We start from the raw sequence: 23,841 nt of genomic DNA, 5'->3' as shown, positions 1-23,841 counted from the left end.
GACATCCGGGTGGAGTACGGCTCGACCTGTGGCGTCCAGCCTCGCGGTATGACACGCCGTATGACACACCTTCACCGCCGCTCCGTCGTCCTGATGTTCCCCGGGACGGGAGCGCAGCATGTGCAGATGGCGGCCGGACTCTACGGGCACGAGCCGGTCTTCACCGACGCCGTCGACTCCGTCCTGCGCTGCCTCGGCCCCGAGGGCGAGGCCGTACGGGCCGACTGGCTGGCGCAGGTGCCCGCCGAGCCGATGGACGCCGATGTCCGTTCCGCGCCCCTGCTGTTCGCCGTGGACTACGCGATGGGGCGCCTGGTCGAGAGCTGGGGTGTGCGCCCCGCCGCGTATCTCGGGCACAGCATGGGCGAGTTCGCCGCGGCCGTGCTCGCCGGGGTCTTCGGTCTCGGGGACGCGGTCCGGCTGCTGTGGGAGCGGGTCCTGATGCAGGAGTCGACCCCGGCAGGCGGGATGCTCGCGGTGGCGGCCGCGCCGGACGAGCTCTCCGCGTACCTGGGCGACGGCGTGGTGGTGGGCGCGGTGAACGCACCGCGCCACACGGTGCTTTCGGGTCCCGAAGCGGCGCTGGGCGTGGCCGAGCGGAGGCTGGTGGAGGACGGCAGGACCTGCCGCAGGCTCGCTTCCCGCACCCCGTACCACAGCCCCGCGCTGGCACCGCTCGTGCCGCGGACCGAGGCGCTCATCACCGGACTGCGGCCGGCCCGGCCGCGTATCCCGCTCTACTCCGCCTACACCACGCGGCTGCTCTCCGAGGAGGAGGCGGCCGGCCCGGCGTTCTGGGCGGTGCAGCCGACCGCTCCGGTGCTGTTCTGGCCGACGCTGGACCGGGTGCTGCGCGACGGCGACCGGCTGCTGGTCGAGGCGGGTCCTTCGCAGAGCCTGGCGGTGCTGGCCCGGGGGCACGAGGCCGTGCGTACGGGCCGCAGCGCGGTGGTGTCCACGCTGCCGCCCCGGGCCATGGGGCCCGAGGCGGACCGGCGGAGCGTACGCGAGGCACGCGAACGGCTGCTCGCGGAAGGGCCCTTCACGGCAGGCCCGGAAGGTCACTCGGGCAGATTGCCGGTGGACCTTCCGGCTTCGTAGGGGCTCGATACCCCGTCGTAGGCCAGGTGCAGCACCATTCCGTCGCGCGCGTGGTCGAGATTGTGGCAGTGGTCCATCCACAGGCCGGGGTTGTCGGCGCGGAAGACGACCTCGTACCGCTCGCCCGGCTCCACGTTCAGGGTGTCCGTCCACCACGGGCCGCCCGTCGCCCGCTCGCCGTTCCTGGAGAGGACGAGCATGCGGTGGCCGTGCAGGTGCATCGGGTGGTCGTCGAGACTGCGGTTGACGAAGGTGGTGCGCACCAGGTCCCCCTCGCGTACCAGCAGGGCCGGGATGTCGGGATAGACGGCGTTGTTGATGGTCCACAGCGCCATGGGCCTGCCGTCGAAGAACCCGAAGCTGTTGCCGAGTACGAGATGGAAGTCGCGGTCGAAGCGGGGGGCGGGGCCCAAGGGGGAGCTTGCGCGCTTGCCGTAGTGCAAGGGGTTGAAGATCGGGCCGGTGACGGCCGCCGGGGGGTCGGCTCTGCCGGTGGGGTCCAGCAGCAGGGACGCGGTGCCGGTGGTGTTCTCTCCGTACGCGCCGTCCTCGCCGCACCCTTCGAGTCCCTGGCCGCCGCCGGAGGCGTTGGCGTCGCCGACCACGATCAGCTGCACGGGCCCGGCGGGCTGCCGGAAGGTGACGTCGTACCGGCCGCCGCCCGCGATCCGCAGCCGGTTGTCCCGCAGTTCCGTCGGGCCTGATACCTCGTTGCCGTCGATCGCGGCGACCTTGAAGGGGGTTCCGGCGAGCGAGTAGGTACGGGGGCAGTTGTCGGCGTTGACCAGGCGCAGCCGCACCGGGGTGCCGGCGGCCACCTTCTCGCGGCGCAGCCGGGTGTCGTCGCCGAACGCGGTACGGAGCTGACCGCCGAGTCCATTGCGGCCGCTGAGGGCGCCTCCGCCTCCGCCGTGGCCACCGCCTCCGCCCTGTCCTCCGCCTCCTCCGCCGCCGCGAGGCGGCCCGCCCGCGGCCGGCTTGGCGCCGCCGATGCTCCACGCGTGCGCGACGACGGTCCGGTCCACGCCGGACGTTCCGGCCGCGGGCTCCTCCACGATGAGCGTGCCGAACAGCCCGCGCGCCACGGTGCTGCTGGACTGCTGGTGCGAGTGGTACCAGAAGGTTCCGGCGCGGTCCGGCCGGAAGCGGTACACGTGCCGTCCGCCCGGCCGTACCGCGTCCTGCGTGACCCCGGCCACGCCGTCCTCGGCGTTCGGGACGTCCACGCCGTGCCAGTGCAGGGTCACCCCGCCCTCGACATTCCGGTTGACCAGGACCACCTCGACCAGTTCCCCGCGGCGCACGCGCAGCTCAGGTCCGGGGAGCTGCGCGTTGAAGGCGAGGGCGGCCACCTTCTCCCCGGATGCCAGCCGCATCGTGCGCTCCGTCGCGGTGAGCGTGAAGCGCCGGTCGGGCTTGCCCTTGCGCTCTCCGGTGAGAGCGGTGAGATCCCGTACGGGAGCCCCGCCGGCCGCCGGGCCGCCGCCGGTGTCGTACGAGTGCTGGTGGTGGGACTCCCCCATCCGGCCCGGCAACCGGCTCTGTTCCGCCGCGAGCGAGCACCCGCCGACGGTCAGGACGGTGAGGGTGGTCACCACAGCCGTCGCACGCAGCACGCGCTTCGAGCGGGACGGCGGGCGCCAGTCCGGAGCCTCCATCGCGGCCCTGCGCCGCTGCTGGAGCAGGAGCAGTGCGCCCGAGACCACGCCCAGCAGGGCCAGTTCGAGGACGAGCACGCCGGTGAACGGGGGTGCGGGCGGGTGGAGGGTGAGGGCGGCGCCCGCGAGAGCCGCGGCACAGCCGGCCTGGACCGGAACGACCAGCCGCGGGTCGGCCGCGGCGCGGCGCAGGAGCGGCAGGGTGACGTCGTGCGGCGCCGTGGGCCCCCCGATGGGCCCGGGAATCTCGGACGGCCCGGCCGCCGCGGACGGCCTGTCCGGCTCGGACGGCGCAGGAGGCGCCGACGGCTCCGGCTGCGCGCTGCCCCCGGCCGGCGCGGCAGCGCCGACGCGGGCGCGCACGGCCGCCGCGCCCGCGCCCGCCACCAGCACACCGCGCCGGGCCAGGCGCGAGTACGCCGGCACGGCCAGCCCGGCGGCCGCCGCTCCGGCGGCCGCCGCGGGCACTGCCCCGAACAGCACGTAGTCGGCGCCTGCGAGCCACCCCGCCTCCGCCGCGAGCGCGACGGCCAGCGCGGCCCGTACGGCGAGCACCAGCAGGGCGGTGCAGAGCAGGATCAGGCCGAGCCGGGCTCTGCGCCGGATCGACGCCCCCGTGGGCCGGGTGGCCAGCCGCCGGGCCCCGCGTGCGGCGAATCCCCAGAAGAGCGCCGCCAGTACGGCCCACAGGATGTTCTGTTCGAAGAGGTTCTCCACCATGGCCGACAGCGTGGCGCGGGCCCTTCGAGCCTGCCTCGAGGCCGCTGGACGATGCTCGCGCACGGCCACGGCAGCCGTGCCGCGGCCCTAAGCGGTCCTGAGGAGGTAGGCGCAACGCCCCACGTCGCCGCAGTGACATCAGCCGACTCCGTCGGCGGGCGGCACCTCGCTGCGTTGTCGGAGTCGTCCGAGTAGGCCCTCCCCTGGCCTTCGGCATGGGGAACCCCAGAGGACGATCCTCCGCTTTGCGATGCTCCCCCAGCTACCGCTGGGTGGGGGTATCCCCAGCGGTAGCTGGGGGAGTGCCCCCTGCACCAGACGACGCGGGACGTCACGCCTACCTCCCCAGGACCGCTTAGCCGCTACATGGGAGGGACACGAGATGCGAGAAGAAGAACGGCGCTGCGCGCTGGTGACCGGCGGGTCGCGGGGCATCGGCCGCGCGGTCGCGGTCCGGCTGGCGCGAGCGGGCTACGACATCGGCTTCTGCTCGCGGTCGGCGGACGAGGCGGCCCTGGAGACCGCCCGCCTGGTGGCCGAGGCCGGTGCCACGGCCCACCATGCGACCTGCGACGTCACCGACGCCGAGGCCGTGAAGAGGTTCGTCGGCGAGGCGGAGGAGAAGCTCGGCCCGCCGTACGCGGTGGTCAACTCGGCCGGGGTGCTGCGGGACCGCCCGATGGCGCTGATGGCCGCCAAGGACTGGCAGGCCGTGGTCGGCACCAGCCTGGACGGCACCTTCAACGTCTGCCGTACGGTGCTGCGCGGTCTGATCACCCGCCGGTCGGGCGCGATGGTGAACGTCTCGTCGGTCATCGGGGTGTACGGCAACGCCGGGCAGAGCAACTACGCCGCCGCCAAAGGGGGGTTGAACGGCCTCACGCGCGCGTTGGCCAAGGAGGTCGCCCCTTACGGGGTGCGGGTGAACGCCGTGGCCCCGGGGTTCATCGAGACCGACATGCTCGACGGCATGCCGGCCAAGGCCCGGGAAGCCGCCCTCGGGAAGGTCGCCATGGGCCGCTTCGGCAGCGCCGAATCCGTCGCGGAACTGGTCGCCTTCCTGCTGTCCGACGCCGCCGACTACATCACCGGCCAAGTGGTGCAGATCGACGGCGGGATATCGCTGTGAGGAGGCCGGCATGACCTCCGCCGGCACGACCTCCGGCAGCACAGCGGCCCCCGCCACCGGACCGGCCACCGCGCCGGAGGGCCCCGGCCGCCCGGTCCGGGCGATGTTCCGCGAGCGCTGGTTCAGCACGCTGTTCATGACCGACATGTGGGAGCGCTTCAGCTTCTACGGCATGCAGGCGCTGCTCTTCCTCTACGCGACGGCGCCGGCGGCCGAAGGCGGTCTCGGGCTGTCCGACGGCACCGCGGGCGCCCTCTTCGGGCTCTACGTCTCCGCGTCGTTCCTGGCCGCCATGCCCGGCGGCTGGCTGGGGGACAGGGTGCTGGGCACGCACCGGGCGATGCTCAGCGGCGCCCTCGTCATCGCGGCCGGCCACGCCTGCATGGCCGTGCCCGCGCACGGCACCTTCTACCTGGGCCTGGTCCTGGTGGCCTGCGGCACCGGGCTGCTCAAGCCCAACCTCCCCGTGATGTTCGACCAGATGAACCCGGGGGCGAGCAGCTCACAGCGCCAGGCGGCCTTCTCCCTCTTCTACATGAGCATCCAGGTGAGCGCGCTGATCGGCCCGCTCGTCACCGGCGCGCTCGGCGAGCGCGTCAACTGGCACCTGGGGTTCGGCGCAGCCGCGGTCGGCATGGCCTTCGGCGTCCTGCAGTACCTGCACGGGGCCTCGTCGCTGCGCGGCGCCGTGACCGGACCCAGCCGCCCGCTGCCGCCCGCCGCGCTGCGCCGGCTCGTCCGCCGAGCATGGGCGGGCCTTGCGGGTGCGGTGCTGCTGGGCGGCGGTGTCGCGGCCGCGGGCGGGCTGCCGCTGCGGCCCGTACTGGCGCTGTGCGGGCTTGCCTCGCTGGCCGCGCCCGTCTGGTACTTCCGGCGCCTGCTGCGCAGTGCCGAGCTGGACGAGGCCGAGCGGGCGCGGATCCGCGGCTACCGGCGGATTTTCATCCCGTCGGTGCTGTTCTGGGCGATGTACGGCCAACTGGGCTCGGTCTTCAGCCTCTTCGCGCGGGAGCACACGGACCGGGAGATCGCGGGCTTCACCGTCCCGGCCAGCTGGTTCCAGTCCGCTCACCCCCTCTTTCTGCTGCTGCTGGCGCCGCTGTTCGCCTGGCTGTGGCTGCGGATCGGCGCCAGGGCGGGTGTCGGGCGGAAGTTCTCCGCGGGGCTGCTGTGCGCGGGCGCCGGGTTCGCCGTACTGGCGGTCGGGGCCTGGCTCGCGGAAGGCGGGAGAGGCGACGGGGCCACGCTGGTGTCCGCCGCCTGGCTGCTGGCCGCCTTCCTGTGCATGACGTGCGGCGAGCTGGTCTTCGGCCCGGTGGGCCTGAGCACCACCGCGGAGTCGACGCCCGAGGGCCACGGCTCCCGGATGATGGGCCTCTTCTACCTCGGGGCCGCCCTGGGCGCGGGCCTCGGCGGCCAGCTGTCGCACCTCGTGGGCGTCCTGCCGCTCTGGACGTACCTGGCGGGATTCGCCGCCGCAGCCGGATCAACCTCGCTATTACTTCGCCACAGAACGCCTCAAATCTGACGTCGAGTTGCCCTGGACACGGTCTCAAGCCCCCAGGGCGAGCATCGATTTCGGACAGCTGCCCGATCGCTCCGGGCACGGACGGTCCCACCGCTCAGGGGCCCGACGGCTGCCCGAACTGCCCGACCGCTCCGGGCAATACCGTGAAGGAGTCCCCATGGCGCACCGCACCCTCATTGTCGCGAAGATGGACCACGACGACGCGGACAAGGTGGCCGCGCTCTTCGCCGAGTCCGACGCGACCGATCTGCCGCACATGATCGGCGTCCAGCGGCGCACGCTGTTCCGCTTCCACGGCCTCTACTTCCACCTGGTCGAGGCGGACGAGCCCATCAACGGCAGCCTCTACAAGGCTCGCAGCCACCCGCTCTACATGGACATCAACACCCGGCTCCAGCAGTACATGACGCCGTACGACCCGTCGTGGCAGGAGCCCAAGGACTCCATGGCCGAGCCCTTCTACAGCTGGACGCCCTGACACCGCAGCGCCCGGTGCGCGGTCACACCGCGCACCGCTGTCACGCACTGCCGTATGCATCGCCGCCCCGCCGTACGCACTCCAGCACCGCCGTACGTACCGCCGCACCCCGTCCCCGGCTTTTCCGTCCCCACCTGTGGAGCACCCTATGCAGACCTCCGACCTGACCAAGGTCGCCATAGCCGACGTGCCGCCCAACCGCAAGCGCGGCGGCGATCTGCGTGTCCTGCTCAGCCCCAAGACCTGCGGAGCGACCTCGGGATTCATGGGCGTCGGCACGCTCGAGCCCGGAGAGTTCGTCTCCGAGCACTACCACCCGTACTCCGAGGAGTTCTTCCACGCCATCCGCGGCCGGATCCTGCTGCGGATCGAGGGCAGGGAGGTGGTGCTGGAGCCGGGCGAGTCCTTCATGGTGCCGATCGGCGTCCGGCACCGCATCGAGAACCCGGGCAGCGAGCAGGCCTTCGTCGCCTTCTTCCTCAGCCCGCTCGCCCCGCGCCCGGACCTCGGCCATGTCGACTGCGAACCGCTGCCCGGCGAGGGCACCCTGCCCGAAGTGGGTGACGTGCGATGAGCGCACGCGCGGTGATCACCGGCATCGGGGTCGTCGCCCCGGGCCAGCCCGGCCGCGAGGCGTTCTGGGAGATGATCGTCAAGGGCCGTACGGCGACCCGGCGGATCACGCTCTTCGACCCGGCGCCGTTCCGCAGCCGCATCGGCGCGGAGTGCGACTTCGACCCCGAGCAGGCCGGTCTCTCGTACCAGGAGATCCGGCGCACCGACCGGGCCGGCCAGTTCGCGCTGGTCGCGGCCCGCGAGGCAGTGGCCGACAGCGGGCTCGACCTCGACGCGGAGGACCCGCACCGGATCGGCGTGAGCGTCGGCAACGGCGTCGGCAACGCCATCTCCATGGAGCAGGAGTACCGCACCGTCAGCGACAACGGCCGCCAGTGGCTGGTCGATCAGGGCTACATGGTGCCGCACCTGTACGCGCACGTGATGTCCAGTTCGCTGGCGACCGAGGTGGCGTGGGCTGTCGCCGCCGAGGGCCCGGCGACCGTCGTCAGCTCCGGCTGCTGCGCGGGCATCGACGCCGTCGGGTACGCGGTCGACCTGATCCGCGAGGGCTCGGCCGAGGTGATGGTGGCCGGAGCCACGGACGCGCCGATCTATCCGATCACCGTCTCCTGCTTCGACACCCTGCGGGCCTCCTCCACCAGCAACGACGATCCGGAGCACGCCTGCCGCCCGTTCGACCGGCGGCGCAACGGCCTGGTGCTCGGGGAGGGTTCCGCGGTCTTCGTGATCGAGGACCTGGAGCACGCCCGCCGCCGCGGCGCGCGGATCTACTGCGAGGTGGCGGGCTACTCGGCCCGCGCCAACGGCTACCACATGACGGGGCTGCGGCCGGACGGGCGGGAGATGGGAGAGGCCATCACGGCGGCGCTCGATGAGGCCCGGATCAACCCGGACGAGATCGACTACGCCAACGCCCACGGCTCCGGCACCAAGCAGAACGACCGGCACGAGACGGCCGCGTACAAGCGGAGCCTCGGCGAGCACGCGTACCGCATCCCGGTGAGCTCCATCAAGTCGATGGTCGGGCACTCGCTCGGCTCGATCGGCTCGATCGAGATCGCGGCGAGCGCGCTGGCCATGGACCGCGGCACGGTCCCGCCCACCGCCAACTACGAGGAGCGCGACCCCGAGTGCGACCTCGACTACGTGCCGGGCACGGCGCGCGAGGCCGATCTGGACGTCGTGCTCAGCGTGGGCAGCGGCTTCGGCGGCTTCCAGAGCGCCGTGGTGCTCACCTCGCCGAAGAGAATCGAGGTGAGCGCGGCGTGAGCGCACCCGTCATCACCGGCGTGGGCGTGGTCGCGCCCAACGGGCTGGACCGCGAGGCGTGGTGGCAGGCGACCCTGGACGGCACGTCGGGCCTGGGCCGGATCAGCCGGTTCGACCCCGGCCGCTACCCGGTGCAGGTCGCGGGCGAGGCCACCGGCTTCGACCCGGCCGACCACGCGCCCCAGCGGCTCGTCAGCGAGACCGACGCGATGACGCAGTACGCGTTCGGCGCCACGAACGAGGCGCTCGCCGACGCCGAGGTGGACCCGGACTCGATGACCGACCTCGAGATGGCGGTCATCACCGCCAACTCCTCGGGCGGTGTCGAGTTCGGCCAGCGGGAGCTGCAGAAGCTCTACACCGAGGGCCCGCAGGCCGTGGGCGCGTACATGTCCATCGCCTGGTTCTACGCGGCGACCACGGGACAGCTGTCCATCCGGCACGGCATGCGCGGCCCCTGCGGGGTGCTCTGCTCCGAGCAGGCGGGCGGCCTGGACGTCCTGGCGCAGGCCAGACGGGTCCTCGCCAAGGGCACCCGGCTGGTTGTGTCCGGCGGCACGGACGCCTCCCTGTCCCCGTACGGGCTGGTCTGCCAGCTCTCCAACGGCCGGCTCAGCGAGGAGCTCAGACCCGACCGCGCGTACGTGCCCTTCGACCCCGAGGCGAGCGGCTACGTGCCCGGGGAGGGCGGCGCGATCCTCGTCGTGGAGAGCCGCGACGACGCGCGGGCCCGGGGCGCCGGGCGGGTCTACGCCGAACTCGCGGGCTACGCGGCGACCTTCGACCCGCGCCCGGGATCCGGCCGCCCGCCCGGGCTCAGGCGGGCGGCCGAACTCGCCCTCGCCGACGCCGAAGTGGCGCCTGCGGAGATCGACGTGGTCTTCGCTGACGGCCACGGCGTACCGGAGCTGGACCGCCAGGAGGCCGAAGCCATCAACGCGGTCTTCGGCCCCGGAGCCGTCCCGGTATCCGTGCCCAAGACCATGACGGGCCGGCTCTACGCGGGTGGCGCGCCGCTGGATGTGGCCGCCGCGGTGCTCGCGCTCCGCGACCAGGTGATCCCGCCCTCGGTCAACGCCCGCCCCGACCCCTCGTACCGCCTCGACTTGATCACGGACCGGCCGCGCGAGGCGTCCTTGCGGACCGCGCTGGTCCTCGCGCGCGGCTACGGCGGCTTCAACGCCGCCGTGGTCCTGCGCGCCGCGTGACCGCCATGACCGCCACGACCGCCGTACGGCCGGCACCCCCAGCCAGCACCCTTATCCAGGTATCCAGGAGGAACAGATGAGCAGCATCAGCTTCGACGACCTCAAGGCGATCATGAGCCGGTGCACCGGCGAGCTCGACGGCAGGGAGCTCACCGAGTCCGACCTCGCCACCTCGTTCACCGAGATCGGCTACGACTCGCTCGCGGTGCTGGAGATCGCCAGCCAGATCCAGCGCGAGTACGACCTGCAGATCCCGGACGAGGCCATCGAGGAGATGGACTCCCCGCAAGCCGTGATCGACTACGTGAACAGCAGCCTGGCAGCGGTCTGACATGGCCGCCACCGACAACGCGATCGTCATCGCCGCTCCCATGGAGCTGGTGTGGGACATGACCAACGACGTCGAGACCTGGCCCGAGCTGTTCTCCGAGTACGCCAAGGCGGAGATCCTCGGCCGCGAGGGCACGACGGTGCGGTTCCGGCTCACCCTGCACCCCGACGAGAACGGCGCCGTCTGGAGCTGGGTCTCCGAGCGCACGCCCGACCCGGCCACCCGGACCGTACGGGCGCGGCGGATCGAGACCGGCCCCTTCGAGTACATGGACCTCCACTGGACCTATACCGAGACCGACGGCGGCGTGGAGATGCGCTGGCGGCAGGAGTTCACGGTCAAGTCGGGCCTGCCGTTCGGCGACAAGGAGATGACCGAGCGGCTGAACACCAACACCCGCCGGGAGATGGCCCGGATCAAGGGCCTTGTCGAGAAGGCCGCCGCTGAGCAGGCGGCGGTGAACCGGTGACCCCCGGGCTGCGGGTCCTGCTGCGGATCCGTATCGCCGAGGGGCACGAGACGGAGTTCGAGGAGCTGTGGCGCGCCCACGCCGAGACCGTCCGCCGCTTCCCCGACAACCACGGGCAGCAGCTGCTGCGGCTGGCCGGCGAGACCGGCAGCTACACCGTGCTGACGGACTGGACGGACGAGCCGTCCTTCCGGGCCTTCGAGCAGAGCGCGGAGCAGCAGGCGTACCTCCAGCGGCTCTGGAAGATCCGCGCGGGCGGGGAGATGCAGCTCCTCGAACCGCTCCATGAACTGTCACCGGCCGCCACGGCCGAAGCCTAGGAATCCGGGAGATACGGATGAGCGTGCAGCAGGAACAGGTGACCGAGCTGATCGAGCTGGTCGAGGAGACTCCGTCCAAGGAGCTCGAGGCCGTGGTGGCGCGGCGGGACGGCGGGGTGGACGGCGCCCTGAGCCTGATCTTCGACCTGCTGGTGTCGGAGTTCAACCCCGAGAAGGCGAAGGGGCAGAAGGGCGTCTTCCAGTTCGACATCGCGTCCGCCGACGGCCAGAAGCTCCACTACGTACACGTCGAGGGCGGCACCTGCCGCACCGACAAGGGGCAGCACGAGAGCCCCGACATCACCATCGGGATCAAGCTCCCCGACATGCTGGCGATGGGCGTCGGCAAGCTGCCCGGGGCCAAGGCGTTCCTGACCGGGAAGCTGAAGCTGCGCGGCAGCCCGCTGATGGGCACCAAGCTGGGCGAGTGGTTCGACCATCCCGAGGTGTGACGACCGGGTGAGACACCGGGAAACCGCCGCCGCGCCTCTCCGGCCCGGCGGCGGTTTCGTCGAGTGCAGCGTGCGGAAGAGCCGTCAGTCGACGCCCAGGACGGACATGTGCGCGATCGACAGCATGGCCTGCTGGTGGACGACGGCCAGATACGCGTCCGGGTGGCCGGGCAGCTCCGTCCCCTCCAGATAGGGCTGGAGCCACGCTTCCGCGTCCTCGCCGAAGCAGCGGTCCGACAGATAGCCGACCACGTCGTACGGATGGCCGTCGTACTGGACGACCCGGACCAGGGTGTCCTCGTGCAGGAAGAGCGCCGTACGGACGATCGTCGGGTGGCCCTCGGACAGCCGCAGGGACGCCTGCCGGTTCGCCGTGGCGCGGGCCGCGGCCAGCTCCGCCCCCGCGCCTCTGCGCAGCGGATAGCGCAGGGCGACGGTGCCGGCCGCGGGCCGCTCGTCCGGGCTGTGCTGCTCGAGCACCGTCATCAGGCTGCGGTGGAAGTGCTCCCGGAAGCCCTCGGGGGTCTCGGTGTCGCGCGACTCGGTGAGGTACGGCAGGATCGCGCGCTCTGCTTCGTGCACCCCCTTCTGTACGGACATGTGCCGGGCGATCTGCGCGGCGCCCGCGCCGTCGTGGTGGATCACCCGGACCAGGGTGCCCCCCTGGACGAACAACCCGGTGCCCAGCAGCATCCCGACGGTCTCGCCCGACGTGTCCTTGATGACCGGCGAGTCGACCCGGGTGAAGTTGTGCGGTGAGAAGACCTCGGTGAGCTCTTCCTCGTGGCCGGGACGGACGCGGTAGGTGATGGCGTCCAGTGGCATGGCGGTTCCTCCTCTTGGCGGGGCTTCGGCGGGGGCTTCAGCGGTGCTTCGGCGGTGCTTCGCGGTGCTTCAGCGGTGCTTCGGCGGTGCTTCAGCGGGCGGCGAGCACCGCGACGGTGACGGCGGCCAGGGCGAGCGCGGCGAGGGCCGTACGCAGCCGGTGCCAGGCGCGCCACAGCGGCCGCGGATCCTGCCAGGGGCCGTCCGCGGCGAGACCGCTCAGCGAGCGGTTGATCGGGACGTTGCCGAGGTGCGAGACCGCCTGCACCCCGATGAGCAGTACCGACGCCACCGGGAACAGGGCCTGGCCCGGCGCCTCGGCGAGAAAGCCGAGCGCGAACCCGCTGAGCGTCACGACGTTGACCAGGATCGGCATCAACGGGTGGTAGCCCTTGCCCAGAAGGGCATGGGCTCGCAGGTACTCGGCCCGGCCCATGGCCGACATGGCGGGAGCCACGCTGACCGCCACCGCGACGAAGATGCCGGTGACGGTCCCCGTCCCGATCAGCACGACCCCGCTCAGCACTTCCTCAAGCATCACGACTCCCGGTCGATGGTGGGTGTATCCGCCACCGTGCCGCCACCTGCTCGACTCGCTGTGGAGCGGCGCTCGACGGCGAGCCACCGGGTGATGGCCCCCGCTTGATCGCCTGCGGATCGCCTGTTGATCGCCCTGTTGATCATCGAGCCGTCTTCGAGTCCGCTTCGACCAGCGGCTCCGACCCTCGTGGCAGCGGTCCGCCGAATCGGGCGGCGGCCAGGTCGGGAGGGTGACTCGTGGTTCAGCTGGTCCAGGTACTGATGCCCGTGGCACTGCTCGCCGGCGGTCTGGCGGCCGGCGGTCTCGCCATCTCCGTGCTCGCCGCCCCGCTGTTCACAACGCTGCCCACCGGGATGTACGTCCCGGTGCACAAGGGCCTGGTCACCCGCTTCGACCCGTTCATGCCGATCTCGTTGCTCAGCTGCCTGCTGAGCGACGCGGCCCTGGTCGTCGCCGCAGAGGACGCCGCCGTACGGCTGCTCACGGCCCTGGCCGCCCTGCTGCTGGCATCCGCGATGACGGTCTCGCTCACCAAGAACGTGCCGATCAACCGGTGGCTGGCGACGCTCGATCCGCAGCGCCTGCCCGCGGACTTCGACCGGCTCGACCCCCGCGAGCGCTGGATCCGCTGGAACCGCGTGCGCGGCGGGCTGGCCGTCGCGGCGCTGCTGGCCAACGTCGGCGCCGCCGCCGTACTGATCTGACAGCCCATCACCCACCCCTCGGCCTAGGAGAACGTGTGGACACGATGACCGGTGTGGTCGGCCCGGCGATGACCGCCGCGCTGCCGGCCCACGTACGGCTTCTGCTGCTGACGGACGGCAAACGGATATCCCGGGTGCTGCACGTGGTCGCTGAACTGGGCATCGCCGACGAGCTGGCCGACGGCCCGCTCCCGGTGCCCGAACTGGCCGAGCGCACCCATACGCACGCGGACTCGCTGGGGCGCGTCCTGCGGGTGGCCGCCGCCTTCGGGGTGTTCGAGGAGCAGCCCGACGGCAGGTACGCGCTCACGGACCTGAGCGAGGCGCTGCGCTCCGGAGTCCCGGGCAGTCAGCGGGACATGGTGCTCTACAACGGCGACGAGATGCTCTGGCGCTCCTACGGCCGGCTGATGCACACCGTACGCACCGGGCAGCCCGCCTTCGAGGACGCCTACGGCCACGGCTTCTTCGAGCACCTGGAGCAGAACCCGCAGGCAGGCGCCCTGTTCGACCGGGCGATGACGGGCATGAGCCACGCCACGGCCCGGATGCTCATCGACGGCTTCGACTTCGGCCGCTTCGCGCGGATCGCCGACGTCGGCGGCGGGCACGGCTACTTCCTCTCCGAGGTGCTCAGGCACCACCCGGACGTGCGCGGCACGCTCGTCGACCGACCGTCGGTGGTCGAGGAGGCGCACAAGCTGCTCGAGGAGGCCGGGGTCGCGGACCGCGCCGAGGTGGTCCCCGGCGACTTCTTCCAGGAGCTGCCGCCGGGCCGGGACGCGTACGTGCTCAAGGCCGTGCTGCACGACTGGGACGACGAGCGCGCGGTCGCGATCCTCGGGCGGGTCCGCGAGGCGCTCGCGGACAACCCCGAAGGACGGCTGCTGATCTGCGAGTTCCTGGTGGGCCCCGCCAACCAGTGGGACCGGGGCAAGCTGCTCGACCTGGACATGCTGATCCGCTTCGGCGGACGCGAGCGCGGCGAGGACCAGTGGCGGGCGCTGCTGGCGGCCGCGGGCTTCGAGCTGGTGAACGAGCCGGTCCCCGGGCGCTGGGCGGTCCTGGAATGCCGCCCCGCCCCGGACGGCCGGTGAACGGACCGATCTGAAGGACCGATCCGGCGGAACGGTCCGGCGAAACGGTCCGGCGGCCGGTTCGGCCCGGTCGGCGACATTTCGACCATCGACGCGACGCGAGATCACGGAGGAAGCATGGAACTTCAACTGGTGGGCAAGAACGCCCTGGTCACGGGCGGTAGCCGAGGCATCGGGCGGGCCGTCGTACTGGCGCTGGCCAAGGCCGGCGCCACGGTGGTGACCTGCTACCGGCAGGAGGGCGAGGCGGTGGAGAGCCTGGCCCGTGAGCTGAAGGAGATCGGCGGGGAACACGCGCTGGTACGGGCGGACGTGAGCACGCCCGCGGGCGTCGAGCTGCTGCTCCAGGAGTGCCGGAGCCGGTTCGAATCGCTGGACGTGCTGGTCAACAACGCCGGCGTGATCAGCCAGATCCCGTTCGCGCAGCTGCCGTTCGAGGAGTGGGAGCGGGTGGTCACCACCAACCTCACCGGCCCCTTCATGGTGATCAGCAAGCTGCTTCCGCTGCTGCGCGAGGGCTCCTCGGTGATCAACATCGGCTCGCGCGGGGCGATGGCCGGCATCCCGCTGCGCGGCCACTACACCGCGTCCAAGGCTGGTCTCGTCGGGCTCACCCGCTCCTTGTGCAAGGAACTCGGGGGCAAGGGCATCCGGTTCAACGTCGTCGCGCCGGGCGTCATCGACACCTCGGAGCCCGACGAGCTGACCGATGAGCAGCGCGCGCAGTACAACGAGCGGTACCTGCGCATGATGGCGCTGGGCCGGTTCGGGCGCCCTGAGGAGATCGCCGGGGCCGTGCTGTTCCTCGCGAGCGAGCTGTCCACGTACGTCAACGGCGAGACGCTGCACGTCGACGGGGGTGTCTGAGGTGGCGGGCCGGCAGGCCGGAGCCTTCCGGGTGCTGCTGACCGTCCAGGTCAAGCCGGGCCTGGAGGCCGACTTCGAGAAGGTCTGGGCGGAGGGCAGCAAGGAGGTCACCGCGCAGTCCGCGAACCTGGGTCACACGCTGGCGCGCAGCGCGAAAGAGGAGTCCGTCTACTACGTGGTCAGCGACTGGACGGACCGGGAGTCCTTCCTCGCCTTCGAGAGCAGCGCCGAGCACGTACGGCACCGGGAGAAGCTGCACCCGTACCGGACCGGCGGCTCGCTGGCGATGATGCACCTGGTGGAGGTGGCGTGATGAGCGCGGCTCCCGGCCGGCTGCGGGTCCTGCTGTATCTGCGGGCCGCGGAAGCGGATGTGCCCGCGGTGGAGGAGGCGTACCACCGGATCAGCAAGGACCTGGCGGGCACGCCGGGCCTGCTGGGCAACGAGCTGCTGCGCGACCTCACGGCGCCGGGCGCCTACGCGGTGCTGAGCGAGTGGGAGAGCCTGGCGGCCTTCCGGGGCTGGGAGACGGGTTCCGCGCACCGGGGGACGACCTCGCCGCTGAGGCAGTTCCAGGACCGCGAACGCCCCAGCCCCTTCGCGCTGTTGGAGGTGACGGCGGAGTACTGATCCCGTCGGCGCCGTGGACGCGCACACGTCTGTGCCGTGGGGAGCTCACGTCTGTGCCGTGGGGAGCACCTGCTCCCCACGGCACAGACGTGTGCGCGCAGGAAACAAAGCGAGAAAACAAAGCGAGAAAACAAAGCGAGAAAACAAAGCGAGGAAATGAAGCGGGCACCCGGCCGTTGTGGCAGCCGGGCGCCCGCTCCTCACGGGGCCGAGGTCAGGGGAGCCGCACCACCTGGCCCGCGTAGACCAGCCCCGCGCCGAAACCGACCAGCAGGGCGAGTCCGCCGCTGGGCGCCCGGCCCCCGGCCAGCAGCTCCTCCATGGCCAGCGGAATCGAGGCGGCCGAGCTGTTGCCGCTCGTGACGATGTCCCGGGCGACCGCGGTCCGTTCCGTCAGACCGAGCTGATCGACGACGAAGTCGGTGATGAGCATGTTGGCCTGGTGCGGGATGAAGGCGTCGAGCTGGTCCACGGTGACACCGGCCAGCTCCAGCATCCGGCGGGTGGCGGGGATGAGTTCGCTGGTCGCCCAGCGGTAGACCTTCCAGCCGGACATGGTGATGGCGGGCCGTGCCTCCGGCCGTTCGCCCGTCCCGTCGTGCCAGGGCGAGGTCATCTTCAGGGCCGCGTTGCGCGAGCCGTCCGCGCGCCACACCACAGGGCCGATCCCGGGCTCCTGCGAGGGGCCTACGACCACGGCGCCGGCCCCGTCGGCGAAGAGGAAGGCGGTATCGCGGTCGGAGTGGTCGAGGATGTCCGTCATCCGCTCCGCGCCGATCACCAGGACGTGGTGGGAGCGGCCCATCCGTACGAGGTCGCTCGCGAGCGCCACGGCGTGGCAGAAGCCCGCGCAGGCCGCCGAGACGTCGAACGCGGCGGCCTGCGATGCGCCCAGCCGGTGCGCGACCTCGACAGCGACGGCGGGCATCTGCTCCATGGAGGTGATGGTGGCGACGATGACCGTGCCGAGCTGGTCGGCGCCGATGCCCGCGGAGGCGAGCGCCTTCTCGGCGGCCGACGTCGCCATCGTCGGCAGGGTCTCGGCGGGAGAGGCGTAACGGCGGGAGCGGATGCCCGAGCGGCGCTCGATCCAGTCCGGGTCGAGGCCGGTCCGCTCCGCGATCTCGGCGTTGGGCACGGACCGCTCCGGCCGGTAGGTGCCGACCCCCAGCAGGCGGCTGTGGCGCAGGACTTCGGTGTCCCGGATCGCTGTCATGGTTGTCCTTTCATGGCGTACGGGACGGGGCCCGGACGGCGGACGTCTCACGGTTTCGGGTGGCTTCGGGGGAGCGCCGGGGACCCCGGCGTCCCCAGCGGGTGGGACCCCAGGGCTTGTACGTGGACACGGCCGTCATGAAGACCAGGGACAGCAGCGCCAGGGCGGCGGCCCCGGCCATGGACCAGCCGACGGTGTCCAGTTCGCCGCCGCGCACCGGGGCGTCGGCGTCGACCAGTTCGTTGGCCTTGAGGATCAGCTGGTGGATGACCGAGAAGCCGAGCAGCATCACGCCCATGGTCGTGAAGAACTTGACGGCCACCCATCTGCGCTGCAGCAGGCCCCACTTGGTGCCCGCACCGACGACGATGCCGGTGATCAGCGCGAACATGCTCGTCATGCCGAGGAAGATCTCGTCCAGCATGGACATGGTGCGGTACATCGCGGCCTGCTGCTCGGCGCTGTGCGTGGTGGCTCCGGCCACGGACATCGCGAACATCCCGGTCACCAGGCCCAGCCAGCCGACCGAGATGGCCACATGGGCCGTGAGCACGGCCTTGCGCAGCCGCTGCGGGATCGTACGGCTGCCCTGGCGCACGGCCGCCATCCAGCGGTTGACGGAGGGGACGAAGAGCAGGACCAGGCCGACGACGGAGGTCATGAAGCTGATCACGGCGAGGCTCGCCTGCAGCGGCCCCACCAGCGGCCGCCCGCCGAGACCGGCGAGGCCGAGACCGGTGAACAGCAGCCCCAGGGAGGTGAACACGGTGAGCAGCACCCGGCCCCACTGGCGGCCGGCCCTGAGCATCTCGGCGAAGAAGCCGAAGAGCGCGCAGAACGCGATGGTCAGGACCAGATCGCCGGTGGTGGCGGCGCCCGCGACGCCGGTCTCGACCTGGTGGGCGATCTCGAAGACGTTGCTGGCGATGGCGGCGAGCGTCGCCACGATCACCATCGCGTAGGCCCAGGCGATGGCGGCCGGTCGAGCGGGCGGCGGGGCCGGGGGGTCTGCTGGAGGGGCGGCCTTCGCGGGGTTCCCGGGACTCGTGGGGTTCGCGGGGTTCGCAGGCTCCCCGGCCTTCCCGGGCTCCGCGGCCTCCCCGGCCGGACGGGCGGCCTCCGCGAGCGGGCGGCCGCCCTTCGCGGCCTTCGCCTTCGCGGCAGGCCGTTGGTCCGTCTGGTCTGTCGTACTCACCGTCGCGCCTCCTTCAAGACAAGGCGCGGGCGGTCCCGCGGCAGCGGGGCTCTGACGCGCCGTCGGTTGCGGGGTTCTGGCGCGATCAGCCTCGCCGGGCGGGCTCGAAGGTCACTCGAAGGCCGGTGGACGGGGGTGGGGCGGGTGTGCGGCGGCGGGAGGCCGGTGGAGTCCTCCGAGCGGGTGGGTGGCGGTCAGCCGCGGGTGGTGTCGTCCAGGGACCGTACGAACTTGGTGAGCAGCCGGGCGAACTCCCGCTGCTCGTCCGGGTCCCAGCCCTCGAGCACATCGGAGTAGAAGGACTGCCGGGTCCGGTGCGCGGCGGCCACGGCCTCGCGGCCCGACCGGGTGAGCTCCAGGCAACTGCGTCTGCCGTCCTCCTGCGAGGCGACGCGGCGTACGAAGCCCGACTTGACGGCGTCGGCGACGATCCGGCTTGCCCGGGAGGGGTCGATCGCGAGCCGGTCGGCGACGAACCCCACCGTGACGTCCCGGCCTTCCTCGCTCGCGCCCTCGTCGACGGCGTCGATGACGGTGAGCGTGTTGAGATCCACCGGCTCCGCCATGCCCTGAACCACGGGCCGGGCAAGGCTGCGCCGGGCCTGCCGGCGGCGGATCCGGATCATCGCCAGCTCGACGGCGGTGAGCACGGTCTCGTCGACCGGGGCGCCGTGCTCCCCTTCATGGGCCCTGTTGTGGGCTTTCGCCCCGATTGTGTCTGCACCATTCACGCTTCGAGGTTACTTGCACACGACTGGACTCGGCATTCCTGGGTGTGAGACCATTATATGCGAAGGTCATGAATATGCGTTGCGCACAGTATCTGAAGCAGCATCGAACCCAAGACCGGACCCGCGTATCCGTGGTCCGAAGGAGACCGAGATGCCCGCAACCCCCTCCACCGCCCGCACCGGAAACCCGGTGCGCATCCGTGCCCTCGCCGCCCTGGGAGCCGTCCTGGCCGACACGTTGATCTGGATCGTCGCCAGCACCGCGCTCGACGTCGATCTGAGAGTCCCGGACGGCCCCGGCTCCACCAGCACCAGCGAGCTCGCCCTGCCTGCCGTGGTCATCTCGGTGGCGGTCGTCTCGCTCGTGGCGTGGGGCCTGCTGGCCGCCCTGGAGCGGTTGAACCGCCGCGCCCGCGCCCTGTGGACCGCTGCCGCGGCCGGAGTGCTGGTGCTCTCGCTGTTCGCGCCCCTGTTCTCCGCGGGCCTGACGGCCGGGAGCCGGATCACCCTGGTCTGCCTGCACCTGGCGGTCGGCGCGATCCTCATACCCGCCTACCGCCGCTGACGCCCGGCGATGGGGGCACTCCCCCAGCTAACGCTGGGGTGCCCCCACCCGTGCTCTTAAGGCTGCGGGGGAGACCGCGGACGGCGCCGGTCCAGCGCCACTCCAACCCCCTTCGAGTGCGCCGGGAGATCTTGGATCTCCAGGCACCGACAGGCCACGGAAGGAGATCCCGTATGTGCGGCATCGCAGGCTGGGCCGTCCGCGAGGGCGGTCAGGCCCGGGTGGGGGCACCCTCAGCGTTAGCTGGGGGAGAACCCGGACTCGCCGAGAGCATGGCGCGCACGATGGCCTGCCGGGGGCCGGACGACCAGGGCGTGTGGACGGACGGGCACGCCACGCTGGTCCACACCCGGATGGCGGTCATCGACCTGGCCGGCGGCCGCCAGCCCATGGTCGCCGGGGAGGGCGGGGCAGCGGCGGGCGGGGATCCGGCGGGCGATGAGCCGGCCGCGGCCCTCACCTACTCCGGGGAGATCTACAACTTCCGGGAGCTGCGCACCGAGTTGGCCGGCCGCGGTCACCGCTTCCGGACCCGCAGCGACACCGAGGTGGTGCTCCACGCCTATCTGGAGTGGGGCGAGCGCTGTGTCGAGCGGCTGGAGGGCATGTTCGCCTTCGCCATCTGGGACCCGCGCCGCCGCAGGCTGTTCCTGGCCCGCGACCGCTTCGGGATCAAGCCGCTCTACTACGCGGAGACCGGCGAAGGACTCGTCTTCGGCTCCGAGCCCAAGGCCCTCCTCGCTTGCCCCGCCGTCCGGCCGGTGGTCGACCTCGACGGCATGCGGGTGCTGTTCTCGATGGCCCGCGCCCCCGGTGAGTCCGTCTACCGCGACCTCCGCGATCTGCCGCCCGGGCACACACTGGTGTATGGCCCGGGCGGCGTATCGCTGCGCCGGTACTGGCAGTTGGAGGCCCATCCGCACGAGCATGGTCTGGACGAGACTGTCCGCACCGTGCGCGAGCTGCTGGAGAGCAGCGTGGCCAGGGAGCTCGTCTCCGACGTGCCGCTGAGCGTGATGCTTTCCGGGGGCCTGGACTCCAGCACCGTCGCCGCGCTCGCGGCGCGCGCCCTGGCCCGTGAGGGCGCGGGCCGGGTCCGCACCACCACCGTCACCTACAGCGGCTACAGCGACAACTTCCAGCCCGACCTGGTGCGCAGCGCCCCCGACTCCCCGTACGCACGGGCCGTCGCCGAGCACATCGGCGCCGACCACCGGGAGATCGAGCTCACCACGTCGGACCTGATCGACCCCGTCGCGCGCCGCACCGTGCTGCGCGCCCAGGACGTCCCGGCCCCCTTCGGGGACATGGACACCTCGACCTACCAGGCCTTCGCGGGCGTGCACCGGCACTCCAAGGTCGCGCTGACGGGGGAGAGCGCCGACGAGATCTTCGGCGGCTACAGCTGGGTGCACATACCGGACCTGGCCTACGAGGAGCAGTTCCCGTGGGTCGCCTTCGAGCAGTGGCACCCGGGAACCCGGGAGGGCCTGGGACAGGGGCTGCTCTCCCCGGCCTTCAAGTCCCGGCTGGACATGGGCTCGTACTACGCGGAGCGGTACGCGCAGGCGATGGCGGAGATCCCGCGGCTGCCCGGCGAGGACGCAGAGGAGCGCCGCGCCCGGGAGATCTGCCATCTGCATCTGACCCACTGGCTGCCCCGGCTGCTGGAGCGCAACGACCGGCTCAGCATGATCTCGGGGCTCGAGGTGCGGGTCCCGTTCTGCGACCACCGCCTCGTCCAGTACGCGTACAACATCCCGTGGGAGATGAAGACCTTCGACGGCCGGGAGAAGAGCCTGCTGCGGTCGGCCGCGGGGGACCTGCTGCCGGAAAAGGTCCTGGAGCGGCCCAAGGCGCCCTTCCCGGTGAGCCAGGACGCGACCTACACCAAGGCCCTGCACCAGGAGTTCGCCGAGGTTCTGGCAGACCCGGCGTCACCGGTCCTGCCGCTGCTGGACCTTGAGGTGTCCCGCCGGGCCGTCTCTCCGCAGGGGGAGGCCGCCGCTCAGGACTGGCTGCACCGGATGAACATCGAGATGGTGCTCCAGGTCAACAGCTGGCTCCTCGAGCTCGGGGATTGCCTGGAGCTGTGAGCGCAGGGGACAGGGCGGAAGAACGGCTGAAGGGGCCGCCCCGCGGGGCGGCCCCTTCAACCGCGTGCCACCAGACCCGTCAGACCCCGGCTCGTACAGGCATCGCGCGTAGCGCCGTACGCACCAGGGGCGGCAGCCGGTACTGGAAGAACCGTGCCGTCGCCGGATCGCTCGCCATGTCGACACCGAGGAGGAAGAACTCGACGAGCTCCTCCAGGAGTTCCTCGGTCTCGTCCGGGTCCCGGTCCAGGATCCCCGCCGCCTGCTCCACCGTCAGGGTGCCGGTGGCCTCCCAGGCCAGCTTGGCCAGCGTGTCCCGGAGCCGGGGCTCCAGCCTGCCGCAGCGCCGCACCACGTGGTGGAACGGATGCGGCCGCTGATGGGCCACGGCGGCGGGACGGTCCCGGCTCAGCCAGTCGATGAGCTGCCGGATCGACCAGTGAGGCCGCAGTGCCAGCAGGCCCACGGCCTCGAGCATCGGGCCGGGCAGGTCACCACACAGGTCGAGCATCATGTGGAGACCTTGGGCGTCGTCCAGCGTACGGTCCCTGCCGAGGGCGCCCAGGAACAGTTCGAGCGAGCGCTCGGAGCCGAGCGGTGGCAGATCCACCCGAACCTTGAACTGGCTGCCGTACAGCCGCCGGTAGCCGGAGGCCAGGACGGCGGATCCCGCGTCGGCCGGCAACAGGTCCGTGACCTGGTCGGCGGAGGCCACGTCGTCGACGACCAACAGCACCCGGCGGCCGGAGGTCCATGCGCTGAACATCCGGGCCCGGTCGGCGCGGTGCGGCGGAAGGTCGGAGCGCCGGTAGCCGACCGCCTCGAGCAGGCAGGCGAGCACCTCCTCGACGCACACCGGGTCCGCCGGGTCCCCGAAGGACACATACAGCCGTCCGTCGGGGAAGGCGTCGCCGAGGCGGTGGGCGAGGTGCACGGTGAAGGCCGTGGTGCCCGCACCGGGCGGGCCTGCCACGGCCACGCACCGCGGACCGTCCGTGCCCCCGTACGCGGAGCCCACGGAACCCGCGGCTTCCGAGAGCATTCTGCCGACGTGCAGCAGATCGGCCTCCCGGCCCACCAGCGGGACGTCCGCGGGGAGCGTCACCGGCGGTCCGCCCGCAGGTGCGCCGTGCACGGTCGCCTGGCCGCCGGGCAGGTCGAGCCCGCGGTCACCGGCCAGCACCTGCTGGTGCAGCCGCTGGAGTTCCGAGCAGGGCTCCAGGCCCAGCTCCCTGGTGAGCACCCGGCGGATGCGCTGAAAGACCTCCAGCGCCTCCGGTCTTCGGCCCGCCCGGTAGAGCGAGAGCATGAGCTTGGCGTGCAGCCCTTCTCGGGTGGGATTGTCGGCGGCCAGCGCCGTCAACTCGCTGATCAGACGGTGGTGCCGGCCGAGGAGCAGGTCGGCGTTGATCCGCTCCTCCAGGACCTCGTAGCGCTGTTCCTCGAGCCGCAGGGCGTCGATGCCGACGATCGGGCCGGGGGCCAGATCACTGAGAGCGGGCCCTCGCCAGACAGTGAGGGCCCGCTGCAGCAGGTCGGCGGCTTCCGCCACAGTGCCTTTCTCCATCGCCTGTCTGCCGCGCAGGGCGAGTTCGCCGAACTCCTGGGCGTCCAGGCAGTCCGAGGGCACCGAAAGCCGGTAGCCGCCCGGGGTGGTGAGCAGTGCCCGGGTGCCCACAGAAGGGCCGGGAAGCTGCGGATCGCACAGGCCCGGCAGCTTGCGCAACTGGTAGATGTACGTCTGAAGGGTCGTGGCCGCGCTGGACGGCGGGCGCTCCTCCCAGAGTTCCTCCACCAGTTGATGCAGCGGGACTGTGGTGTTGGCCCTCAGGGCCAGCAAGGCGAGAACTTGTCGGACCTTCGGGGCGGATGGCGTGACATGCACGCCGTCATGCACGACTTGCAGGGTTCCAAGTAACCCGAACTGCAGCACTGGCCCTCCCGTTGGTTTGCATCATTGACACGGCCTGATGCACTTCGTGAGCGTGAGGTCGATTACTTGACTTCTGCTTGAGCGGTACTCGACCGGGGGCGGCGATCTGGTCACGGTCGCGGAAACCCCCCGGTCGCGGAGCAACCTTCTGGCGCCAGGCTACACAAGACATCTATATGCGTATGGCATACAATTGCCA

The 23,841-nt window shown here is 71.7% G+C and carries 25 protein-coding genes; 18 read left to right on the top strand and 7 right to left on the bottom strand.

Translation table 11 applies throughout. The annotated features are described in order from the left end of the window. Nucleotides 1-60: 60 nt before the first annotated feature. Nucleotides 61-1,101, top strand: coding sequence for an acyltransferase domain-containing protein (locus tag ACTWQC_RS04315; protein ID WP_443314152.1), 1,041 nt, complete (start codon nucleotides 61-63; stop codon nucleotides 1,099-1,101). On the opposite strand, the gene ACTWQC_RS04310 is transcribed toward ACTWQC_RS04315, so the two are convergent. Beyond that, nucleotides 1,062-3,479, bottom strand: a complete 2,418-nt coding sequence (locus tag ACTWQC_RS04310; RefSeq protein WP_443314151.1) for a multicopper oxidase family protein — start codon at nucleotides 3,477-3,479, stop codon at nucleotides 1,062-1,064. The two genes, ACTWQC_RS04315 and ACTWQC_RS04310, sit on opposite strands and share 40 nt — an antisense overlap. A gap of 382 nt (nucleotides 3,480-3,861) precedes the next feature. Between ACTWQC_RS04310 and fabG the strand changes: the two genes are divergently transcribed. The 10 genes from fabG (at nucleotide 3,862) to ACTWQC_RS04260 (ending at nucleotide 11,242) form a co-directional block, all read left to right on the top strand. Then, nucleotides 3,862-4,608: a 3-oxoacyl-ACP reductase FabG gene (gene fabG / locus ACTWQC_RS04305; protein ID WP_443314150.1), complete on the top strand. Its 747-nt coding sequence runs from the start codon at nucleotides 3,862-3,864 to the stop codon at nucleotides 4,606-4,608. 10 nt (nucleotides 4,609-4,618) lie between these two features. After that, nucleotides 4,619-6,136: a peptide MFS transporter gene (locus ACTWQC_RS04300; protein WP_443314149.1), complete on the top strand. Its 1,518-nt coding sequence runs from the start codon at nucleotides 4,619-4,621 to the stop codon at nucleotides 6,134-6,136. A 157-nt stretch (nucleotides 6,137-6,293) separates the two neighbouring features. Next, nucleotides 6,294-6,614 carry a TcmI family type II polyketide cyclase gene (locus ACTWQC_RS04295; RefSeq protein ID WP_443314148.1) on the top strand — a complete coding sequence of 107 codons (321 nt, stop codon included), beginning with the start codon at nucleotides 6,294-6,296 and terminating at the stop codon, nucleotides 6,612-6,614. 148 nt (nucleotides 6,615-6,762) lie between these two features. Continuing rightward, nucleotides 6,763-7,188 carry a cupin domain-containing protein gene (locus tag ACTWQC_RS04290; protein WP_443314147.1) on the top strand — a complete coding sequence of 142 codons (426 nt, stop codon included), beginning with the start codon at nucleotides 6,763-6,765 and terminating at the stop codon, nucleotides 7,186-7,188. Beyond that, nucleotides 7,185-8,462, top strand: a complete 1,278-nt coding sequence (locus ACTWQC_RS04285; protein WP_443314146.1) for a beta-ketoacyl-[acyl-carrier-protein] synthase family protein — start codon at nucleotides 7,185-7,187, stop codon at nucleotides 8,460-8,462. Before ACTWQC_RS04290 ends, ACTWQC_RS04285 begins: the two co-directional genes overlap by 4 nt. Further along, nucleotides 8,459-9,670, top strand: a complete 1,212-nt coding sequence (locus ACTWQC_RS04280) for a ketosynthase chain-length factor (RefSeq protein ID WP_443314145.1) — start codon at nucleotides 8,459-8,461, stop codon at nucleotides 9,668-9,670. Before ACTWQC_RS04285 ends, ACTWQC_RS04280 begins: the two co-directional genes overlap by 4 nt. Nucleotides 9,671-9,746: 76 nt before the next feature. Then, a complete protein-coding gene (locus tag ACTWQC_RS04275; RefSeq protein WP_443314144.1) occupies nucleotides 9,747-10,001 on the top strand; it encodes an acyl carrier protein in 255 nt (84 codons plus the stop codon). 1 nt (nucleotide 10,002) lies between these two features. Continuing rightward, complete coding sequence (locus tag ACTWQC_RS04270) at nucleotides 10,003-10,470, top strand: SRPBCC family protein (RefSeq protein WP_443314143.1); 468 nt, start codon at nucleotides 10,003-10,005, stop codon at nucleotides 10,468-10,470. Then, nucleotides 10,467-10,790 (top strand): antibiotic biosynthesis monooxygenase family protein, encoded by a 324-nt coding sequence (locus ACTWQC_RS04265; RefSeq protein WP_443314142.1) that lies wholly within the window; start codon nucleotides 10,467-10,469, stop codon nucleotides 10,788-10,790. The genes ACTWQC_RS04270 and ACTWQC_RS04265 overlap by 4 nt, the downstream gene beginning before the upstream one ends. A gap of 17 nt (nucleotides 10,791-10,807) precedes the next feature. Next, a complete protein-coding gene (locus ACTWQC_RS04260) occupies nucleotides 10,808-11,242 on the top strand; it encodes an SCP2 sterol-binding domain-containing protein (protein WP_443314141.1) in 435 nt (144 codons plus the stop codon). A gap of 84 nt (nucleotides 11,243-11,326) precedes the next feature. On the opposite strand, the gene ACTWQC_RS04255 is transcribed toward ACTWQC_RS04260, so the two are convergent. Further along, nucleotides 11,327-12,067: a SchA/CurD-like domain-containing protein gene (locus tag ACTWQC_RS04255; RefSeq protein WP_443314140.1), complete on the bottom strand. Its 741-nt coding sequence runs from the start codon at nucleotides 12,065-12,067 to the stop codon at nucleotides 11,327-11,329. Nucleotides 12,068-12,158: 91 nt separating this feature from the next. After that, on the bottom strand, nucleotides 12,159-12,605 hold the full coding sequence (locus tag ACTWQC_RS04250) for an anthrone oxygenase family protein (protein ID WP_443314139.1): 447 nt from the start codon (nucleotides 12,603-12,605) through the stop codon (nucleotides 12,159-12,161). Nucleotides 12,606-12,844: 239 nt separating this feature from the next. Here ACTWQC_RS04250 and ACTWQC_RS04245 point away from each other — a divergent pair, with 239 nt between their 5' ends. The 5 genes from ACTWQC_RS04245 to ACTWQC_RS04225 all read left to right on the top strand — a co-directional run bounded on the left by ACTWQC_RS04245 (nucleotide 12,845) and on the right by ACTWQC_RS04225 (nucleotide 15,906). After that, a complete protein-coding gene (locus tag ACTWQC_RS04245; protein ID WP_443314138.1) occupies nucleotides 12,845-13,312 on the top strand; it encodes an anthrone oxygenase family protein in 468 nt (155 codons plus the stop codon). Between the two features lie 44 nt (nucleotides 13,313-13,356). After that, nucleotides 13,357-14,409, top strand: coding sequence for a methyltransferase (locus ACTWQC_RS04240; RefSeq protein ID WP_443314208.1), 1,053 nt, complete (start codon nucleotides 13,357-13,359; stop codon nucleotides 14,407-14,409). Nucleotides 14,410-14,526: 117 nt separating this feature from the next. Then, a complete protein-coding gene (locus ACTWQC_RS04235) occupies nucleotides 14,527-15,276 on the top strand; it encodes an SDR family NAD(P)-dependent oxidoreductase (RefSeq protein WP_443314137.1) in 750 nt (249 codons plus the stop codon). Nucleotide 15,277: 1 nt separating this feature from the next. Continuing rightward, nucleotides 15,278-15,589 (top strand): antibiotic biosynthesis monooxygenase family protein, encoded by a 312-nt coding sequence (locus tag ACTWQC_RS04230; protein ID WP_443314136.1) that lies wholly within the window; start codon nucleotides 15,278-15,280, stop codon nucleotides 15,587-15,589. Next, the gene (locus tag ACTWQC_RS04225) at nucleotides 15,589-15,906 is read left to right on the top strand and encodes an antibiotic biosynthesis monooxygenase family protein (RefSeq protein WP_443314135.1); all 318 of its coding nucleotides are present in this window, start codon (nucleotides 15,589-15,591) and stop codon (nucleotides 15,904-15,906) included. The genes ACTWQC_RS04230 and ACTWQC_RS04225 overlap by 1 nt, the downstream gene beginning before the upstream one ends. 214 nt (nucleotides 15,907-16,120) lie before the next feature. On the opposite strand, the gene ACTWQC_RS04220 is transcribed toward ACTWQC_RS04225, so the two are convergent. From ACTWQC_RS04220 to ACTWQC_RS04210, 3 genes are all read right to left on the bottom strand, one after another. Continuing rightward, complete coding sequence (locus ACTWQC_RS04220) at nucleotides 16,121-17,122, bottom strand: beta-ketoacyl-ACP synthase III (RefSeq protein ID WP_443314134.1); 1,002 nt, start codon at nucleotides 17,120-17,122, stop codon at nucleotides 16,121-16,123. A gap of 10 nt (nucleotides 17,123-17,132) precedes the next feature. Beyond that, nucleotides 17,133-18,317, bottom strand: coding sequence for a hypothetical protein (locus tag ACTWQC_RS04215; RefSeq protein ID WP_443314133.1), 1,185 nt, complete (start codon nucleotides 18,315-18,317; stop codon nucleotides 17,133-17,135). A 194-nt stretch (nucleotides 18,318-18,511) separates the two neighbouring features. Continuing rightward, nucleotides 18,512-19,048 (bottom strand): MarR family winged helix-turn-helix transcriptional regulator, encoded by a 537-nt coding sequence (locus ACTWQC_RS04210; RefSeq protein WP_443314132.1) that lies wholly within the window; start codon nucleotides 19,046-19,048, stop codon nucleotides 18,512-18,514. Between the two features lie 151 nt (nucleotides 19,049-19,199). Between ACTWQC_RS04210 and ACTWQC_RS04205 the strand changes: the two genes are divergently transcribed. Next, a complete protein-coding gene (locus ACTWQC_RS04205; protein WP_443314131.1) occupies nucleotides 19,200-19,613 on the top strand; it encodes a DUF6069 family protein in 414 nt (137 codons plus the stop codon). Nucleotides 19,614-19,786: 173 nt separating this feature from the next. Then, nucleotides 19,787-21,709, top strand: coding sequence for an asparagine synthase (glutamine-hydrolyzing) (gene asnB / locus ACTWQC_RS04200; RefSeq protein ID WP_443314130.1), 1,923 nt, complete (start codon nucleotides 19,787-19,789; stop codon nucleotides 21,707-21,709). A gap of 79 nt (nucleotides 21,710-21,788) precedes the next feature. Here asnB and ACTWQC_RS04195 read toward each other — a convergent pair whose 3' ends face one another. Beyond that, nucleotides 21,789-23,606 (bottom strand): AfsR/SARP family transcriptional regulator, encoded by a 1,818-nt coding sequence (locus tag ACTWQC_RS04195; RefSeq protein ID WP_443314129.1) that lies wholly within the window; start codon nucleotides 23,604-23,606, stop codon nucleotides 21,789-21,791. Nucleotides 23,607-23,841: the final 235 nt, after the last annotated feature.

Origin of the sequence: Streptomyces sp. 8N616 (genome assembly GCF_052246385.1) — a bacterium.
In the GTDB taxonomy this organism is placed as follows: Bacteria; Actinomycetota; Actinomycetes; order Streptomycetales; family Streptomycetaceae; genus Streptomyces.
The sequence above is the reverse complement of the archived record's forward strand: the minus strand, read 5'-3'. Positions and strand labels throughout refer to the sequence as shown.

Excerpts from the sequence above, each read along its gene's own strand:
- ACTWQC_RS04310 (WP_443314151.1), bottom strand. The coding sequence starts at position 3,479 with ATGGTGGAGAACCTCTTCGAACAGAACATCCTGTGGGCCGTACTGGCG.
- ACTWQC_RS04240 (WP_443314208.1), top strand. The coding sequence starts at position 13,357 with ATGACCGGTGTGGTCGGCCCGGCGATGACCGCCGCGCTGCCGGCCCAC.
- ACTWQC_RS04315 (WP_443314152.1), top strand. The coding sequence starts at position 61 with ATGACACACCTTCACCGCCGCTCCGTCGTCCTGATGTTCCCCGGGACG.
- fabG (WP_443314150.1), top strand. The coding sequence starts at position 3,862 with ATGCGAGAAGAAGAACGGCGCTGCGCGCTGGTGACCGGCGGGTCGCGG.
- ACTWQC_RS04255 (WP_443314140.1), bottom strand. The coding sequence starts at position 12,067 with ATGCCACTGGACGCCATCACCTACCGCGTCCGTCCCGGCCACGAGGAA.
- ACTWQC_RS04285 (WP_443314146.1), top strand. The coding sequence starts at position 7,185 with ATGAGCGCACGCGCGGTGATCACCGGCATCGGGGTCGTCGCCCCGGGC.
- ACTWQC_RS04270 (WP_443314143.1), top strand. The coding sequence starts at position 10,003 with ATGGCCGCCACCGACAACGCGATCGTCATCGCCGCTCCCATGGAGCTG.
- ACTWQC_RS04250 (WP_443314139.1), bottom strand. The coding sequence starts at position 12,605 with ATGCTTGAGGAAGTGCTGAGCGGGGTCGTGCTGATCGGGACGGGGACC.
- asnB (WP_443314130.1), top strand. The coding sequence starts at position 19,787 with ATGTGCGGCATCGCAGGCTGGGCCGTCCGCGAGGGCGGTCAGGCCCGG.
- ACTWQC_RS04235 (WP_443314137.1), top strand. The coding sequence starts at position 14,527 with ATGGAACTTCAACTGGTGGGCAAGAACGCCCTGGTCACGGGCGGTAGC.
- ACTWQC_RS04295 (WP_443314148.1), top strand. The coding sequence starts at position 6,294 with ATGGCGCACCGCACCCTCATTGTCGCGAAGATGGACCACGACGACGCG.
- ACTWQC_RS04275 (WP_443314144.1), top strand. The coding sequence starts at position 9,747 with ATGAGCAGCATCAGCTTCGACGACCTCAAGGCGATCATGAGCCGGTGC.
- ACTWQC_RS04300 (WP_443314149.1), top strand. The coding sequence starts at position 4,619 with ATGACCTCCGCCGGCACGACCTCCGGCAGCACAGCGGCCCCCGCCACC.
- ACTWQC_RS04225 (WP_443314135.1), top strand. The coding sequence starts at position 15,589 with ATGAGCGCGGCTCCCGGCCGGCTGCGGGTCCTGCTGTATCTGCGGGCC.
- ACTWQC_RS04260 (WP_443314141.1), top strand. The coding sequence starts at position 10,808 with ATGAGCGTGCAGCAGGAACAGGTGACCGAGCTGATCGAGCTGGTCGAG.
- ACTWQC_RS04220 (WP_443314134.1), bottom strand. The coding sequence starts at position 17,122 with ATGACAGCGATCCGGGACACCGAAGTCCTGCGCCACAGCCGCCTGCTG.
- ACTWQC_RS04290 (WP_443314147.1), top strand. The coding sequence starts at position 6,763 with ATGCAGACCTCCGACCTGACCAAGGTCGCCATAGCCGACGTGCCGCCC.
- ACTWQC_RS04205 (WP_443314131.1), top strand. The coding sequence starts at position 19,200 with ATGCCCGCAACCCCCTCCACCGCCCGCACCGGAAACCCGGTGCGCATC.